This is a genomic window from Pseudomonas sp. KNUC1026 (assembly GCF_021650705.1).
Classification (GTDB): Bacteria; Pseudomonadota; Gammaproteobacteria; order Pseudomonadales; family Pseudomonadaceae; genus Aquipseudomonas.
On sequence record NZ_CP087138.1, the window covers coordinates 228204 to 245429 of the forward strand.

Genomic DNA, 17226 nt, shown 5'->3' on the forward strand with positions numbered 1-17226 from the left:
AAAATTATGAGCACTCAGATACCAAGGCATGCGTTCTACTTTACAAAGACCTTCATCTCCGCCGCCAGCCGACATGGCATTAAAGAGGGCCTGAAAAAAGCGTCGGCCGGTGCCAATCCGGTTTTGATGAGCATCGAAGCAGCATCCGCAGTATTGGGAGCTATCGACTCTTACTTGAAATTGCGCCAAGCCCGTGCGCACCGAGACGGTCTAAAAGCTTTGATACCCCAAGAAGAAAAGCGTCTCGAGCTTGAGCGTGCAGCGCTGGCCCAAGACATTGACCTGGCTCGAAAAGAAATGGAACAAGCAGTAAAGGTTCGCCAGGTGGTGGGACGGATGACGCTTCAATGCGTGCAACTGACACGTCATTGTTTGGATGAGTTGTCGTTGATAAGGAGCAGCGATTTGCCAGATGCTCGGTCATTTGACTCGGCGTTTGAGCGTTTGATGGAAGCAGACCAAGGGCTGCGCCGCAGTGCGGAATATTTCAATACCAGTGTTAATTGAACGGAGTCTTAGCCATGTCCAATGAGCGATTCAAACTGCCGGCCAGCCTTGCCAAACCCAGCGCGGTCAGCAAGTCGAGCGATGCCCTTGACCTTGCCAAGGAAAAAACATTGCAGGAGCAAATCAAGCGTGAAACCGCGTTTAGTGGAGATCGCGCCCAAGTGCTGACTGAAGGCATTGGGCTGCTTCGCGACCTGGTTGGTGTGCTGCAATCAGCTGTCGAATTGAAAAAAACGTCTACTGAGTGGAAGCAACGCGTCAAGTTAGCTGAAAAAGAAGTGCAGAAAGCTCAGGCAGACCTCGAAAAAGTCAAAGCACAAACGGCGCCTGAGCTCCTGCGATTGAACCAGGTCGACAGTGTCCTCACGCCGGTTCTGAAAGCCTTCGAGAAACTCGAAGCGGTCATGGATCCTTCGTTGATCGACGACGACCATCAACGGCAGATTCGGGCAAGCATTGAGGTCATGGTCGGTCGTATGGTCGACTTGGTCCAGCCAGGGAAACGCTAATTAATGTTCATGCTATTGCTGGCGGGCATCACCTTAACCTCCACAGCCATAAGTTGGTGGAATGGGAAGCGCTTGGACGACGTTAACACCGAGATTGAAGCGTTGGAGGCTGAACTGGCCGCCATTCACGCGATGCATGAACGCAAAAGTGCTGCCCTTATTCGTCCGTACCTGATTCAACTCGTGAAGATGTTTGAAAGTGAGCTGGCGATGCGCGTGGAAATCGCCAGCGAGCTGGAGCGGGCACACGCTCGTGCAAGGTACATATTGAGAAATCAGTTCGGCGCTCGTGAATCCGCCAATTTTCGTCGGATGATGCTTGAAATCGAGCTTGCCCGCGGCCGCATCACTGCTGAGCGCGCCTATCTCCAATCCACAGCACAATACATTCGTACCTTGTATGGCGAGGTGCCGGCGCAGTTGCCGACCGTTGCCTGGCTCGAAATGCCGGCGGATTATCCCTGTGAGGGCGCAGTGGTTTCGCTGCCACAGGGTTTACCTGGACGCCTTCAAAATTACATCATCGAGTCTGAAGTCTTTGATGGCCGAGGGGTCTTTTACGCAGTTGACCATGAGACACGCTTCGCCCGCATTGGCAGCGACAAGGTGAAACTCTTGGACGCGGCGACAGCAAGCGGTGGCGAGACGCTGACAGGCACCGTCGTGCGCCTGGACAACAATGAAGCCCAACTGCAGATGGATGATGTCATCCTGCGTTTGCCACTTGGCAGACAGGAAGGGCAATGGATAAAACCCGGCATGGAGCTGCAGGTATTCGCTGACGGTTGGACACTCACTGACGTACTCGGCGACTCGCAGTCCCAAAATTTGCTTGTGAGATTGCACCCCCGCATATCAGGGCTCGAGGAGTACTGGTGGCCGGTCGCGCTTGGCGTCAAAGATGATCAGATAGCGCTGATCCAAAACATGTGGGGCTATTTTCAGACACCGGCAATCCAGGACAGGCCTTGGCATATTTATGAGAACGATGACGGCCGTCTCGTCTTTCAGCTGGGGCGCTATGCCTTGGTCACCGAAACCGATGCTCAACAGCGATGTTTTCGATTGCTGCATGTGCTAGAGGATAGTGAGTCGCCTGAAGACGTTTTACGCAGCTACGTCGCCCTTTCCCCTATTTTGATAGGGAGTGAGGATGACGAATTGACCAAACGCAATCGCTTCCAGTCTTTCGTGTGTGCCTTGAATGAAGAGCGGCTTGGCCAGCGAAACGCTGCCCGTCAGCGAGAAGTCGCCTTGCATTTACGCAAGCTGTCATTGGTGTACCGTGAGCAGCAGCTTTACTTGGAGCAGAGCGCAAGCTGTGGTTTTCTTCCCGGCAAGGTCGAGGAGAATGGACGCAAAGTGACAGGTCTGCTGAGCTCGCAAGGCATTCCCAACTGGTTGAAAACTGCACTGAGCGAGCAAGGTGCACCTCGTTTGCGGGCCGTCGGACGAGATCGAGTATGGTCTTTGCAATCGTTCAAGCTTCTAGATCCCCAGCTTGGTATCTGCGAATTTACGCTGGCCACGCATAAACGGGTGAATGAAGCTGAGATCAACCCCTTCGATTTGTTTAGGCTTGAACTAGTCAGGGAAGGCAGTCAAAAGGAAACGCTCTCCAAAGCACTTGAAAAGGCGATTTCCGGCGATTTTGTAGCGCCTTCGGTGCACAGTGCGATCTTTACACTTGACCCTGAGCCCGTCGAGACGTCGAATCTGGGACAGGAAGCAGTACTCCAAATCTTGGCGTCAAAAGAGCCCGTACTGGCAGTCTGGGGACCCCCGGGGGCTGGGAAGACCACCACCTTGGTGCAGTGGCTCAAAACCCTGTTTCCAGAACAAGCACCACATCTCTGGCCACGCATACTGATCACCGGCCCTACTCACGTAGCGGTAACTAAGCTGATTGAAGATCTACTCAAGGCCGCAGAGTACTTAAGGCCTGTCACGGTTCGCTACGGTAAGGAGGACAAGATCAGTGAAGCGCTTGAAGCCAACTGGCATCAAATCAAAATCGATGCACTGAGCGCAGGAGATGCGCAAATCAATCCCCAGCTGCACGATACTTGGTTGTCCCTCCTGAAGTCTCGCAAGGGGCGCGAAGCGGCAAGTCGCTGGACGTTCCGCGACAAGTTGATCCACGGTGCCACCTGCACAGGGATGGCGCGTACTGACTTTGCTTTGATTAAGGAACCTTTCGATTGGGTGATCGTGGATGAAGCAGGCAAAGCCTTTGCTGCCGAGCTAATGATCCCGGCTGCCATTGCTCGGCGGATAGTCCTTGTTGGGGATCACAACCAGCTGCCACCCACGGTGACTACCGATGTGTTGGATGAGCGCATTGGCTATACATTGCCTCTGGCGGAGGTGGAAACCCTACTGCGAAAAAATTTCTTCCAGGAATTGTATGAAGGGTTGGAACCACAGGCCAAGGGAATGCTGACCGTACAGTACCGAATGCATGAAGATATCGGTGACTTGGTCAGCGCGCTATTTTATGAAGACCAACTGCGATCGCACCGCAAGGGTGGTACCTGGGCGCTGACGGCTGCCCGCGCATTATTTGTAGACTTTTCCAAGATGCAGAACTATCGGCACAAGAAGGCAGGTACAGGAGATTCTCCTTCATCGCTGGTTAACTCCACCGAGCGCGCTGCGCTCTACCAACTGCTGAATGCGCTGCACAAAAAGGTGAGAGCAACAAAAACTCCCTTGAAGCTATTGATTGTGTGCCCTTACAAGGGGCAGCTGGAAATCGTCACCCAAGATACGGAAGGCAAGCAATACGCATTCGAATTGTCTGTTGCGACTGTTGATGCCGTACAGGGCGGAGAAGCCGACATGGTGATTCTGCTGATGACCCGCGCAAGCGGAGACACTCAGTTTCTTCTGGATCGCCATCGCCTGAATGTGGCGCTATCAAGGGCTCGTGATTCAGTCATTATCCTAGGTCACCTGGATTGCCTGGCAGGCGATGGTCAAGGCCCAGTTGCGGAGCTGGTCGCGGTGGGGCGAGCAAAGAAAAGCTTGAAAGTCATTTCACTGCCCGCTGAGGCAAAATTTCACAAAGACCTAGTGCCGGCGGTATTTCCGAGCGCAACGGCTTAGGCGACTTATTTCATTTCCAAGGGATCTCACACCGCTTCAGCAACAGCAAAGGCTCCAGTCAATTCGTTCGACCTTGTGGGGCGTGCGAAAGGGTTGTGCCTGCAGATTGGTTTGGCGAAAACGAAGAATCACGAACTAGGTGACGCAATGGCACTACAGCGGGAGCAGCGGATTTTTACTGCTGAGGATTCACAATGGCATGCCCGCGAAGTCGTTCACCACGACCCCGCAATGCGTCGTGCCTTTTCGTTTGTTCCTCTAGATGGACTTGCTGCAGACGCTGGTGTCGCAGCACTTTCGACCCAACTCAAGACGCTGCCTGCAAGCATTCGGAATGCTCTGGCCAATGCTGAATCGAGTGCTGGTCATATCAGCGATGATCGGCTGCAAGGGCTTGCTGAGCTCATTCAAAATGCCGACGATCTCGGTGCAACATCTGCAGAGTTTGTAGTTGACGTGAACGGGTCGCGCCTCATGTTTCGGCACAACGGGGCCGGGCTTACTCTTCACGACGTGTGGGCACTCGCGATTCCCTGGCTAAGCCTCAAATTCGACGATCCGAACCAGTTGGGTCGATTTGGAATTGGCTTGAAAACGCTTCATGCGCTGTCAGAGATCCTTGAGGTCCATCAGGGCCATTTTCGCGTTCGTTACCAGGCAAACGATCTGTCGGTTGCCAAAAGCGATGTGACGTGGCCGGGCGAAGAGCCAACGGACGCCATGACCACGTTCGTGATCCCATTGGAGGCTGACGCATCAACCGCAGCGATCGTGGCCCAGTGGCTGAAGCATTGGAGTGATGCCGGATTGGTTTTCTTGTCCTCTCTCAATACTGTGACGTTGCGAGGGGCTACCGGTGATGTGCTAGCCAGACTTCACATAGATCGCACCGCTCCTGAGACTGTAAAGGGCACGGGTGGTGAGATGACTCGGCGTATTGCCAAGGCCTCCGACTCTCGCGAGTGGGTCATCTATTCACGATCAGTCCGGGTGCCCACGGGCCACGCTCGAGCACGCAAGGCCCAGACGCGTTACACACCAATCGCTATTGCGTTTTCTCTCGTCGGGTTAGATGCCGGACATTTGCATGTTGGCCTTCCGGTACGTCCAATCGGCCTGCCATTTCGAATGATGGCCCAGTTTGATCCACTGACCAGCCGCCGAGACATCTCTGACGATCCATGGAATCACTCATTAGTCGAGCCGCTGAGCGCCCTGTGGCTTGACGCTGTGCTTGAACACTTTGAGCGCAATCCTGCTGCCGCATGGGCTGCGATTCCCCTGAACAGCGATTTGGATGACGACGGACAAACAATTGGACTACTGCGAGCCGAAATTGACCGTCATTTGATGGAAAATGCCAGAACGACATTTGCCAAGAAAATTACTCTACAGGACGGTCAGCAGCGCTATCACCTTCATGAACTATCGTACGAAGTCCCTGAACTTGAGCATGTCTTGACCCCTCACAATGTCAAGACCGTCGCAGGCACCGCTGGAACAGTTATCGCGGCAGTAAGATCAGGCGACAACCGTTGGCGAGATGCCCTTGAAGAGCTCCGCGGCATTGGAGCGCAAGCGCCAACACTCGTCGAGGTGGTCGACGCCCTTCAACTACTCGACGACGTCCATTGCTCTCCTGCATTCGTCGCGGACCTTGTCGCTATCGCTGTAGAGAAAAACTCCACGAATGAACTGGAAAATCGTCCCTGCCTCGTTCTGAATGACTCCGCCCGAGTCACCCCCATAGATGTCATCGGACTTGGCGTGCTGCTGCCTGAAGAAGCCGCAAATTTGTGGGACATTCTTGACATCGGTCGACGACTTCATCCGGCATACAGGGAGCGGCCGGGATGGAAGAGCGTGCGGGAATGGCTCCACAGAGGTGATCGGCTTCTGATCGAGGCCACCGATAAGGTGGCATTGGGTGTGCTCGCGAAAGCAGGCAACAACGGCGTTGAACTCAATACACCATTAACCGACGATCAGGCTGACGGGTTACGAAAAGCGTTTGAGCAACTGTCAATTGGCGATCGCCAAACGTTGGGAGAAGGTATCGGTCGGGCGGTCCGATTCGCTGCTATCACCTACGACGAGGCCGGAAAGAAAATACTCATGGCCGCGAGACCGAGTGAGGCCTACATCATCGAGCGTGAGACGAACGCATGGAAAGTGGCCGCGGGCAAAACTCCCGGCCTGGTCTGGCTTCACAGTCGATATGCGGAGAAGTTTCGCGCCGAGTCCGGCCGTGAAGGGATCGGGGCTCAGCGTCTGTTTCGCTATATGGGGGCAGAGACTGCTCCTCGGCTGACCAAGCATTCAGCGCACGTTCAACGTTTTGCATATATCGAGCCGGGAGTCCCTCGCCTCAGCACTAGCTCACCGCAACGCCGAAATATCCAGATGAAGGATGCCGGGGCAACGTATACGCTGGCGGATCTAGTGTCACCCCACCTGGATGCAGTGCTTTCGAACATTGCACATGAAAAGAAAACCACCGACAGGGTCCGCCGCGCAAGCGCAGTCTTGAACAGTCTTAATCGAGCCTGGGATCGTCTCGTTTCAGATACCAAAGTGCGCGCAGTCAGCGATTACCGCTCCTGGCAGGATAGGGGTCATGTCGATGCGTGGTGGGTGGCGAAGGCTGCTTCGATTCCTTGGCTCACTTCTGCCAGCGGGGCCGCTGCTGCCCCCGACCATCTCCGGATCCGGACGGCAGCTACCGAGGCGTTTTTCGGAAGTAACCCTGCCGGATACCTCAATGGCCAACTTGATAATGTCGCGTATCAGGAAGTGCTTGCCACTCTGGGGGTTGCGGGTGATCCACGTCCTGATCAACTCCTCGATAAACTCTGCGCGATTCGGGACGAGTTTTTTAATGATGCGACCGCCGCTGCAGATCATGCAGCACCTCTATATCGCGCGCTTGCAACCCAGCTCTCCGGTCGAGGTACATCCCGTCGACCTGGCCAATTGACCCTCAGCGCACTGCGTTCAGAATTCGGGAAGGGTGAGGGGCTGATTGCAACCAACGTCGGGTGGCGGCGGCCGTCAGTCGTCCGAAGTGGGCGCGTCGTATTTGGGCCAATGCAGCCGTTCGTTCCCGCCATCGATGGTACAGATCCGCTGTGGAAAGCGCTGGAGATCCGCCCACCGGATGTAACAGACGCAAAGGAGACGCTCCGTAAGTTAGCCAAGCGAAATACTCTTACCGAAGACCAACGCCTCGTGATGCTCGAAGCATTGCGCATTCTTGCTGGAGCACCGATCGATCAACGAGGAAAACTAGCTAGAAGCCCTGTGTGGGTAGGCGATCGCTGGTTGTCGGTACGCCCCATCTTCGCGGTTGAAAATCCGCTTATCGCTGGCGGTTTGGCAGGCCAGATTCCGGTCTGGAACCCAGGCGGAGCGCTGGCGCAACTAGAAGCGCTGGTCGAACCATACGGGCTTACGCGCATCGACGCCTCCCAGGCGTGGGTCAAGGGAGCCGAGCATGCAGAGTACGACCCCGAACTCACCCACCTATTCTCTAATGCGGTTTCCAACCTGCGTAGAGACCTAGCGTTGAGCGACTCCTACAGTGAAGCCAGCATACGAGTGTCATGGGACGCGCTATCGCGATTCAATGTCTGCGTTCTGCACGACCTAACCATTGAATTGGCCGATCTTCTACCCGGTAAGGTCTTGTCCTTTACGCCGAAGGCTTGGATCGACACGAATGCAGCCACGTTTTATATCTCCAATCCGGACGATCTCGGCGATCCAGATTCCGGCGCGTACGCGATCGCTACAGTCTTTGCCAGCGATATGCGGAGGATGGCTCATGATTGGCTGGCTGCTTGGGCGGCCGCAAAAGCGGGGCGCCGAGCGGAGGTGATCAAAACAGCCGCGAGTCTGGAGGCTGAGCAAAAGCAAGCTCGGGCCGAGCGAGAGGCATCTGCTGGTGCCGGGCTTTTAAAGCTGTCAGAGGAGTGGGAGCGACGTCGTCAGAAGAAGTTGAGTACAAAGTTGGGAGGCAAGCAGACCGAGAGTGCGGAAGAAGAAACCGCGCGGAAGCAGTCTCCCAAGACCCTGGTAGATCTTTCGAAACTGAAACTGAAGAATTCCGCCGGGCAGATTCTTGAGGGATCCAACTCGAAAGGCTCTGTGCCCCCAGACAACCGGAGAAAGGACAATCCTCTGCTGCAGGAAGTCGATAGAAACAGGCCTAAAGCGAAGCGAAAAGCAGGAACTGGGGCGTCCCCGCGTAACTATACGCAAGAAGAGCAGGAGAGCCTTGGCGCAGAGATCTGCCGCTGGGTTCTTGGGCTCGACGAAAGCGAGATCGTCGACATTCGCAATCAACATAACGTCGGAGCAGATGCTATCGACATGTTCAACAACCTCTATGAGTACAAGGTGTATGCGGGCGCCATCCCTGACGTGATTCGACTTGAGCCCAGCCAGATAGAAAGGGCTCGGACTACTCCCAATTTCTTTCTCGTCGTGATTGGAAATCTTCAAGCAGGGGTGGGCGATCCCGAGGTGCGAATAATCACAAATCCTTTGGACAAGCTCGCATTGCGGCCAACTGCATCTGTTCAGTTCGCCGGCGTGCTCGCTGCTAAAGCGCTGACTTATCGATTCACATTAGAAAATAGCGGCGAGGAGTAGGGTAGGGTCATCGATAACTATCTGACACCGGCAGTAAGGTTTAGCTTGTGCGTTGCATCGATCGGCTGATTCACAGCCGAAACCAATCGCCCTAGATTGACCGGCTTCTGGCCTCAAAGTAGCCTGTTGCGACCGGCTACTTTGAGGCAGTTTGATGGTCAGCGTATCGAAACGACTTTTCTGTCCCGATTCTCCTGGATAGCTGACACCGACAGATTGCCCGTCGCTGATTCCTGGATGTGCTCACTCCACCAGGTCATCATCGGGCGTCTCCGCTCGATGTAGTCCGCACGGTTGTAGGCGCTGCGAACCTCGTCTTTATCGACGTGGGCAAGTGCTACTTCGATCAACTCAGGATCCCAGCCATGCTCATTCAGGATGGTGCTGGCCATCGAACGCATACCGTGGCTGACCAGACGCCCCTCGAAGCCCATTCGTTTCAAGGCCATGTTTGCGGTCTGGCTGTTGCAGTGGGTGCGAGGGTTCCGGTCCGCAGGGAAAACATACTCACGGTGGCCACTGTAGGGCTTGATTGCTTCTAACAGTACGAGAGCCTGCTCGGTGAGCGGGACGATGTGTGTGCGGCGCTTCTTCATGCGCTCCGCAGGGATCGTCCAGATCTTTTTCTCGATGTCGATATCTGCCCAGCGGGTGGTAGCTGCCTCGGCTGGCCGGGTCATGGTGTGAAGTTGCCATTCGATCAGGCAGCGAGTCGTCCTTTTGATACTGGCATTGGAGATTGCCACCATGAGCTCTTTCAGCTCATCAGGGGGAAGTGCCGCCATATTTTTTTTCTTCGGCTTTTTGAAGACAGAGCGGATCCCGCTGAGTGGGTTTGTGTGAATCAGTCCCGAGTTGACCCCGTAAGTCATGATTTCGTTGAGTCGTTGCGTCAGCCGTTTAACGGTCTCAAGGCTGCCCTTGGTTTCGAGCGGCCGGAGCAGGTTGATGACCTGCGGTGCATTGATGGCGGATATAGGGGTAGTGCCTAGGTCCGGGAAGATGTGAAGTGTGAGGGAGCGCCAGATGTCGTCGGCGTAGGCCTGGGTAACCGAGTCCTTTTTCAGCTCATACCAAGCCGTCGCGATGTTCTGAAAGGTATGTTCGGTCGCCGCTTTTTTTGCCTGCCGATCAGCGTTGCGCTGTTCCTTCGGATCGATCCCTTGAGCGACAAGCTCCCTGGCCTCAACAGTTCGCTTACGTGCCTGAGCCAGGCTCACCTCTGGGAATGTGCCTAGACCCATATTGATCCGTTTCTTCGTTACGGGATGGATGTAGTTGAAATTCCACAGCTTAGAGCCATTGATTCTTACTCGCATTTGAAGGCCGTTGCCATCGGTTAGTGTGTAGTCCTTTTCCTTTGGCTTGGCGGCTTTGACTTTGAGGTCAGAGAGGCGCGTGGCTTGGGCACCCATGATGTATTCCAGAGCTGGTTGTGTATTCCAAAAAATACCAGCTGAGTGCTTGGAATACCACGTGGAATACACCAAAACGTAGATGCTGCTGGACGCTATTGGATCGCCATGGCGCTAAAAGCCCCGTATTTCCTGGCTCTCAGGCACAAAAAAAGACGTCCGTGGACGTCTTTAGATGATGAAGTGGTGGAGCCGGGGGATTTGAACCCCCGTCCGCCAGTACTCCGCTGTCGGTACTACATGCTTAGCCCGTTCTACTGAGTTAACCCGCGGCCGCCCGAGGGGCAGGGTGCTTTGGGCGAGTCGTGTAAGTTTTAGCTGTTTCGTCCACGACGTACTACGCAGCGATCCTGTTCTGTATGACAGTCAGTTCAGGTTTACAGGCATCCCCTAGTGACTGCTGGCACCGAAGTAGCCAGGAGGACGTGTCAGCTGCAATTAAGCAGCGAGACGTGTGCCCTCGAAGGTTTCGTCATTGGCAACTATAGAAGTTGCAACAGTGGATTTACGAGTTCTGTTACCAACTCGGCATGCACCTAGAGTTTCGTTACCGGCGTCGAATCCTGATCGGCCCCGACCCGCCTGCATCGGCGGATAGCGTGGAGTCTACGGCAAATCGCCGAGCGCGTCGACCCTGCAATGGAAAGCGCGCCCGGGCAGGCGGGATCAGTTACCCGCGCCGCTGCCTTTCTTGGTGGTCTTGTCCAGCTGGGTCAGCACCTTCTGGCTTTCGGCGATGCAATCTTTGGTGTTGCCGGCAGCCTGGTCAGCCTTGGCTTTGTCGACACTGGCTTTCAGGGTTTTGGCCAGGCTCGGATTGGACGGGGCGACGGTTGCCAGTTCGTTGTCGATCTTCTGCAGGTTGGCCTGGCAGAGGTCTTCCGCGGCGAATGCCGGGGCGGCGCCGAGCAGGGCGGTGGAGAGGAACAGGCCAGCGAGTGCAGTGCGCTTCATGGGCAAATCTCCTTGAATGATGAGGCTCGGGACTGGCCGAGCGTCGGGCCCCGGCGGCGCCGGTGCGTAAAAAGTGGACTTCCGACGCGCGCGAGGGGTTCTATTTTTCTTTGGGTGATGTCGTTTTTTGCATAAAAGGTCGGTGCTGGGGGGATTTACGAGGTACTGGGCAATTATGTGGGAGGCCGGCTGCGCCGGGCGACGAGCTGATCTGCGCGCTGGGGGGAGCCTGCGGTGCGATCGGAATCGCGCGTCGCGCGGCAAGCCGCCCTCCCACTGGCGCCCGATATGCCACCGGAGTCAGGTGGCCCTGGGGCGGGTTACGCGGTCTACCAGGTACACCAGGCCGTGGTAGTCGATCCCGCTGTGATGGCTCAGGCCGATCTCGCAGGTGCGGCTGGTGGAGATGCCCTCGCTGCAATACTGCACCGCATCCTTGAGCGACCGTAGCGCGTGCTGGTTCAGCTCCGGCGTAGTGAAGCCTTTATCGCCGGCAAAGCCGCAGCAGTGAATGCCTTCGGGAATGATGACCTGCTGGCTGCACAGCCGGGCCAGATCGATCAGCGCCTGGCTTTCGCCCAGGTGTTGGGTGCTGCAGGTCACGTGCACGGCGATCGGTTCGGCTTGCGGGGTGAAGTCCAGCTTGTCGAGCAGGTGGGTGCGGATGAAGCGTACCGGGTCGTAGAGGTCCAGTTGCGTGCCGGCCAGGCCTTGGGCCAGGCGCAGGGTGCAGGGGCTGGTGTCGCAATAGATCGGGTCGAGGCCGCCGCGGCTGGCGCGCAGCAGGGCGTCGAGCAGTTGCTGGCGCTTGGCGTCGGCTTGTTCAGGGTAGCCCTTTGAGGCGAAAGGCTGGCCGCAGCACAGCTGCTCGCCCTGTTCGGGGTAGACGACCTGATAGCCAGCCTTCTCCAGCAACTGCCGGGTTTTGCTCGGCAGGTCGGTTTGCTCGCGGTCGCTGGCGCTTGGGCCCATCACCTTGGTGACGCAGGCGCTCAGATACACCACGCGCGGGCGCGAATCGCTGGCGGGCGGGATGAAGTGAATCGGCGCTGCGGCCTGAGGCAGAGCGGGTGTCCATTGCGGCAGGCGGTTGCCGCTGGTTTTGCTGAGCGCGGCCGACCAGCGCGCCAGGCGCGGGGCGCCGAGCAGTTTGCGTGCGCCATTGGCAGTGCGCAGCGTGAAGCGGGCGCCCTTGAGGGTGGCGGCGAAATGCTCGGCCAGCCAGTGGGCGGCCTTGCCGTGGTGAGCGGTGCGGGCACGTAGCTTCTTCACCAGGTCGCCGGTGTTGATGCCCACCGGGCAGCGTTGGGCGCAGAGGCCAGTGGCGGCGCAGGTGTCCAGGCCTTGGTATTGAAAGCTTTGCTCCAGGGAAGCGGTGTTCTCGCCGGCACGTCGGCGTGCCTGAATATCACGCCACATCACGATGCGTTGGCGCGGGCTGAGGGTCAGCCCCTTCGACGGGCATACCGGCTCGCAGAACCCGCACTCGATGCACTTGTCCACCAGCTCATCGGCGGCGGGCAGCGGCTTGAGGTGCTTGAGGTGGATGTGCGGGTCTTCGCTCAGCACCACGTCAGGGTTCGAGAATGCCAGCGGGGTCGAGCAGGCGCTTGAGCTGCCACATCAACTGGTAGGCATCCTCACCCCATTCCAGCTCAACGAACGGCGCCATGTTGCGGCCGGTGCCGTGTTCGGCCTTGAGCGAGCCGCCGAACTCCACGGCCACCAGTTGCGCCACATCGTCCATGAAGCCCTGGTAGCGGGCGATCTCTTCGGGGTTGTTGAAGCCCTGGGTGAAGACGAAGTGCAGGTTGCCTTCAAGGGCGTGGCCGAACAGGATCGCCTCGTCGTAGCGGTGCTTCTCGAACAGGGCGATCAGGCGGTTGACGCCCTCGGCCAGCCGCTCGATGGGGAAGGTCACGTCTTCGATGATGACCGTGGTGCCGGTTTCGCGCACCGCGCCCACGGCAGGAAAGGTGTCCTTGCGGATGGCCCAGAGCCGTGCGTTTTCGCGGGCGTCGCGGGTGAACGGCACCTGTTGCTCGACGGCGAAGCCGGAGAGCGACGCCATGACCTGCTGGATATCCCGCTCCAGCCCTTCATCCGTGGCGGCGCGGGCTTCGATCAACAGCGCACAGGCGCCGGCCGAGAGCTGCTGCACGAAGGCCGGCATGCCCGGCTTGGCCTGCACCGAGCGCAAGCTGCGGCGGTCGAGCAATTCCACGGCGCTCACCGGTTGTTGCTTGAGCACGGTGACGGCGAGGCAGCAACTGACCACGTCGGGGAAGACGATCAGCGCCGAGGCCTTGTGCGGGTGGTCGGGCACGGTGTGGTAGGTGACCGCGCTGATGAAGCCCAGGGTGCCCTCGGAGCCGACCATCAGGTGGCTGAGAATATCGATCGGGTCTTCGAAGTCGACCAGCGCGTTGAGCGAGAGGCCGGTGGTGTTCTTCAACCGGTACTTGTGGCGGATCTTGTTTGCCAGCGGCGCGTTGGCGCGGGTTTGCCGACCCAGTTCGGCCAGTTGCTCAAGCAGCGCGCGATGGCTGCTGCGCAGGGCCTGGCGGCTGTCGCGGCTTTCGGTGTCGAGCAGGGTGCCGTCGGCCAGCACCAGGCGCATGCCGGCCAAGGTGTGATAGGTATTTTGAGCGGTGCCGCAGCACATACCGCTGGCGTTGTTGGCGACGATGCCGCCGATCTTGCAGGCGTTGATCGAGGCAGGGTCCGGGCCGATCTTGCGCCCGTACGGCGCGAGCCAGGCATTGGCCTGAGCGCCAATGACGCCGGGCTGCAGGCGCACCTGGGCGCCGTTGTCGCGAATCTCCCGCTGGTTCCAGTGGTCACCCAGCACCAGCAGCACCGAGTCGCTCAAGGCCTGGCCGGAGAGGCTGGTGCCGGCGGCGCGGAAGGTCACCGGCACGCGCATGCGCTGGGCCAGCTTGAGCAGGGCGATCACTTCCTCTTCGCTTTCCACACGGATCACCAGCTTGGGGATCAGCCGGTAGAAGCTGGCATCGGTGCCGAAGGCCAGGGTCGAGGTGGCGTCGCTGAAGCGGCGTTCGGCCGGGATCAGCCGAGCCGCCTCGGCCATGAACGCGGCGGGCAGGCTCATGCGTCCTCCAGGATGATCACGATCAGGTCTTTCGGGCCGTGGGCACCATAGGCCAGCACTTGTTCGATGTCGGCGGTTTTGGAGGGGCCGGAGATCAACAGCGCGTTGGTCGGCATGCCCTCGGCCCAGCCGTGGTCGCGTTGCACGCTGTAGAAGTTGTCGTGTACCTGGCTGGCCTTGAGCAGGGCGATGTGAACTGGCGGCACCAGGCTCATCAACCGCGGCTCTTCAGGCGTGGGCCACAGCACCAGGCTGCCGGTGGCGGCGATGGCGCCGAGGGTGCCGGTAAGGCTGGCGGGCGTTTCGTTGAACAGTTCGTGCTTCCAGGCTTCGACCGGCTGGTCGTAGCCCTTGAGCAGCAGGCCATGGCCTTGGGCGTGTACGTGCTCGGCCAGCTGCCGGCCGTGGCCGGTGTGTGGCGACACCAGCAGCCGATCGATGCCGCGCGCTTCCAGTAATTCCACCAGCAACGCAGGCCATTGCCCGGTGCGGCTCAGGTGCACCTGAGTGTGTACCGCTTCCATCAGAGTTTCGAGCCGGCCGACGCGCTCATGCGGCGGGTACTGCCAAGGCTCGGTGACCAGCGCCGCGTCGAAATTGGGCGCAATCGGCGTGGTGCCTTCCAGGCTCTGGCGCAGGCGCGCGAGGATGTTGTCGCGGGCACTCATGGCTTGGGCTCCTGCTTGGCGAGGTGGGCGGCGGCGCGCTCATGCAGCGATTGCGCGGCGGGGCGCGGGGCGCTGTGGTTCTGTGTCCAGGGGCCGAGCTGGGCCGGGGCAAGCCCGCGCAGGCGAGTGGCCAGGCGCAGGAACGCGCGGTACAGCGCCGGGCTGCGGTTCAGCCGCGCCCAGGCGTTCCACATCAGCCGCTCCTTGCGCGAGTACTTGCTGCCCTGGCCGCGCATGGCGGGGTGCGGGGCGTCGGGCGCTTTGACGTTTTCTTCGCGCAGCCGCCGCAGCAGCGAAGGGATCGGGATTTTCACCGGGCACACTTCACCGCAGGCGCCGCACAGCGAGGAGGCGCTGGGGTGGTCGGGCACCTTGTTCAGGCCCACCAGGTGTGGGGTGATGATCTTGCCGATGGGGCCGGGGTACACCTCGCCGTAGGTGTGGCCGCCGATGCGGGTGTACACCGGGCAGTGGTTCATGCAAGCGCCGCAGCGGATGCAGTTGAGCGTCTGGCGCAACTCGCCGTCAGCGAAGGCCTGGCTGCGGCCGTTATCCAGCAGCACCAGGTGCACTTCCTGCGGGCCGTCCAGCTCGCCGGGCTTGCGCGGGCCGGAGATCATGTTGACGTAGGTGGTGATCGGGATACCCAGCGCCGAGCGGGTGAGCAGCGACAGCAGCGGCACCACGTCTTCGAGGTTCTCGACCACCTTTTCGATGCCGGTCACGGCGATGTGCACCGGTGGCACGGTGGTTACCATGCGGCCGTTGCCTTCGTTTTCCACCAGCAGCAGGGTGCCGGTTTCAGCCACGGCGAAGTTCACGCCGGAGACGCCGATATCGGCTTCGAAGAACTTCTGCCGCAATACCCGCCGGCCGATCTGGATCAACTGGTCGACATCTTCGGTGTACTCCACCTCAAGCCGGTGCTGGAACAGCTTCGCCACCTGCCGGGCGTTCTTGTGGATCGCCGGGACGATGATGTGCGAGGGCTTTTCGTTGTCCAGTTGTACGATGAACTCGCCCATGTCGGCTTCCAGGCATTCGATGCCGCGTTCGCCGAGAAAGTGGTTCATCTCCATCTCTTCGCTGACCATCGACTTGCCCTTGACCACCTGCCGCGCCTGATGCGCCTCGGCGATCTCGAGCACGATGGCGTTGGCCTGTTCGATGGTTTCGGCCCAGTGCACCTTCACGCCCTGGCGGGTGAGGTTGGCCTCGAGTTTTTCGAGTAGTTCAGGGAGCTTGGAGAGGGCACGGGCGCGGATGGCGTTGCCCTGGGCGCGCAGTCGCTCACGCTCGTCGGCGTTGGCAAAGGCGTTGGCGCGCTTGAGCATCAGCCCGTCCATGGCCTTGCGAAAGTTACCGCGCAACTCGCTGTCGCCCAGCGCATCACGGGCGCGGGTGCGGAAGTCGTCGGAAATCTCCTGCGCGGGGATGCGCATCGGCTCGTTCATTGGCCACCTCCGGTGCGCTGCCACAGAAAGCTCGCTAGGTGCTGGCCACGCAGGGCTGCGCGTTGTTTCTCCAGCGAGCCGTTGATGTTCATCAGGCAGCCGCAGTCAGCGCTGATGATCTGATCGGCGCCCGAGTCGACCAGCTGGCGGGTTTTGTCCTGCACCATGGCGCCGGAGATGTCGGGCATGCGCACGCTGAAGGTGCCGCCGAAGCCGCAGCACTCGCTCTCATGGCCATGCTCGACGCGCTCCACATTGGCCAGTTGTGCCAGCAGCGCGCGGCCGTGCAGGTGGGTGTTCATCTCGCGGCGGGCCGAGCACGAGGTGTGCAGCGCCACCTTGGCCGGCGCGCCCCGGTCTTGCAGGTTCACCTTGCACACGTGCAGCAGGAACTCTGCCAATTCATAGGTGCGCTCGGCCAGGGCCTGAGCCTTGGCGCGCAGGGCGGGCTCGTCCTTGAATACCTCCACGTAATGCTCGCGAAACATGCCGGCGCAGGAGCCGGAGGGCACCACCACCGGCCAGTCTTCCTCGAACAGCGCCAACTGGGCGCGCGCCACGTCCCGGGCCTGCTCGCTGTAGCCGCTGGTCCAGGCGGGCTGGCCGCAACAGGTTTGCCCTTGTGGATAACTCGCCGCGATGCCTTCGCGCTCGAGCAGGTGGATGGCGTCCATGCCCGCGTCGGGGAAGAACAGGTCGACCACGCAGGTGCCGAACAGGTACACCTTGGCGGGTTTGCTTGCCGGGTACTGGCGCGGCGGCGCGAGGGGCGGGGCCACGCGGGTGGCATTGGGGGCAGCGTCGTAGAACAGGTCGGTCATCAGGCTATCTCCGGATCGGGCCGGT

General features: G+C 59.1%; 9 protein-coding genes, 1 other RNA gene and 1 pseudogene. 4 read left to right on the top strand and 7 right to left on the bottom strand.

The window, feature by feature from the left end; all coding sequences use genetic code 11:
* The first annotated feature begins 6 nt into the window (after positions 1-6).
* From LN139_RS00780 to LN139_RS00795, 4 genes are all read left to right on the top strand, one after another.
* Positions 7-507 carry a hypothetical protein gene (locus tag LN139_RS00780; protein ID WP_236357957.1) on the top strand — a complete coding sequence of 167 codons (501 nt, stop codon included), beginning with the start codon at positions 7-9 and terminating at the stop codon, positions 505-507.
* Positions 508-521: 14 nt separating this feature from the next.
* Complete coding sequence (locus tag LN139_RS00785; RefSeq protein ID WP_236357959.1) at positions 522-1016, top strand: hypothetical protein; 495 nt, start codon at positions 522-524, stop codon at positions 1014-1016.
* 72 nt (positions 1017-1088) lie between these two features.
* A complete protein-coding gene (locus tag LN139_RS00790; protein WP_236357961.1) occupies positions 1089-4124 on the top strand; it encodes a DEAD/DEAH box helicase in 3036 nt (1011 codons plus the stop codon).
* A 147-nt stretch (positions 4125-4271) separates the two neighbouring features.
* A complete protein-coding gene (locus LN139_RS00795; RefSeq protein WP_236357962.1) occupies positions 4272-8777 on the top strand; it encodes a sacsin N-terminal ATP-binding-like domain-containing protein in 4506 nt (1501 codons plus the stop codon).
* 158 nt (positions 8778-8935) lie between these two features.
* Here the strand turns inward: LN139_RS00795 and LN139_RS00800 are convergent, their stop codons facing one another.
* From LN139_RS00800 to LN139_RS00830, 7 genes and pseudogenes are all read right to left on the bottom strand, one after another.
* On the bottom strand, positions 8936-10192 hold the full coding sequence (locus tag LN139_RS00800) for an integrase domain-containing protein (protein WP_236357964.1): 1257 nt from the start codon (positions 10190-10192) through the stop codon (positions 8936-8938).
* 184 nt (positions 10193-10376) lie between these two features.
* Positions 10377-10767, bottom strand: a transfer-messenger RNA (tmRNA) gene (ssrA, locus tag LN139_RS00805).
* Between the two features lie 91 nt (positions 10768-10858).
* Entirely contained in the window at positions 10859-11146 is a 288-nt protein-coding gene (locus LN139_RS00810; protein ID WP_236357966.1) for a hypothetical protein, read from the bottom strand.
* Positions 11147-11446: 300 nt separating this feature from the next.
* Positions 11447-14258, bottom strand: a pseudogene (locus tag LN139_RS00815) (FAD-binding and (Fe-S)-binding domain-containing protein).
* On the bottom strand, positions 14255-14926 hold the full coding sequence (locus LN139_RS00820) for a LutC/YkgG family protein (protein WP_236357968.1): 672 nt from the start codon (positions 14924-14926) through the stop codon (positions 14255-14257). Before LN139_RS00820 ends, LN139_RS00815 begins: the two are co-directional and overlap by 4 nt.
* Entirely contained in the window at positions 14923-16380 is a 1458-nt protein-coding gene (locus LN139_RS00825; protein WP_236357970.1) for a LutB/LldF family L-lactate oxidation iron-sulfur protein, read from the bottom strand. The genes LN139_RS00820 and LN139_RS00825 overlap by 4 nt, the downstream gene beginning before the upstream one ends.
* On the bottom strand, positions 16377-17201 hold the full coding sequence (locus tag LN139_RS00830) for a (Fe-S)-binding protein (RefSeq protein WP_236357972.1): 825 nt from the start codon (positions 17199-17201) through the stop codon (positions 16377-16379). The genes LN139_RS00825 and LN139_RS00830 overlap by 4 nt, the downstream gene beginning before the upstream one ends.
* Positions 17202-17226 lie beyond the last annotated feature (25 nt).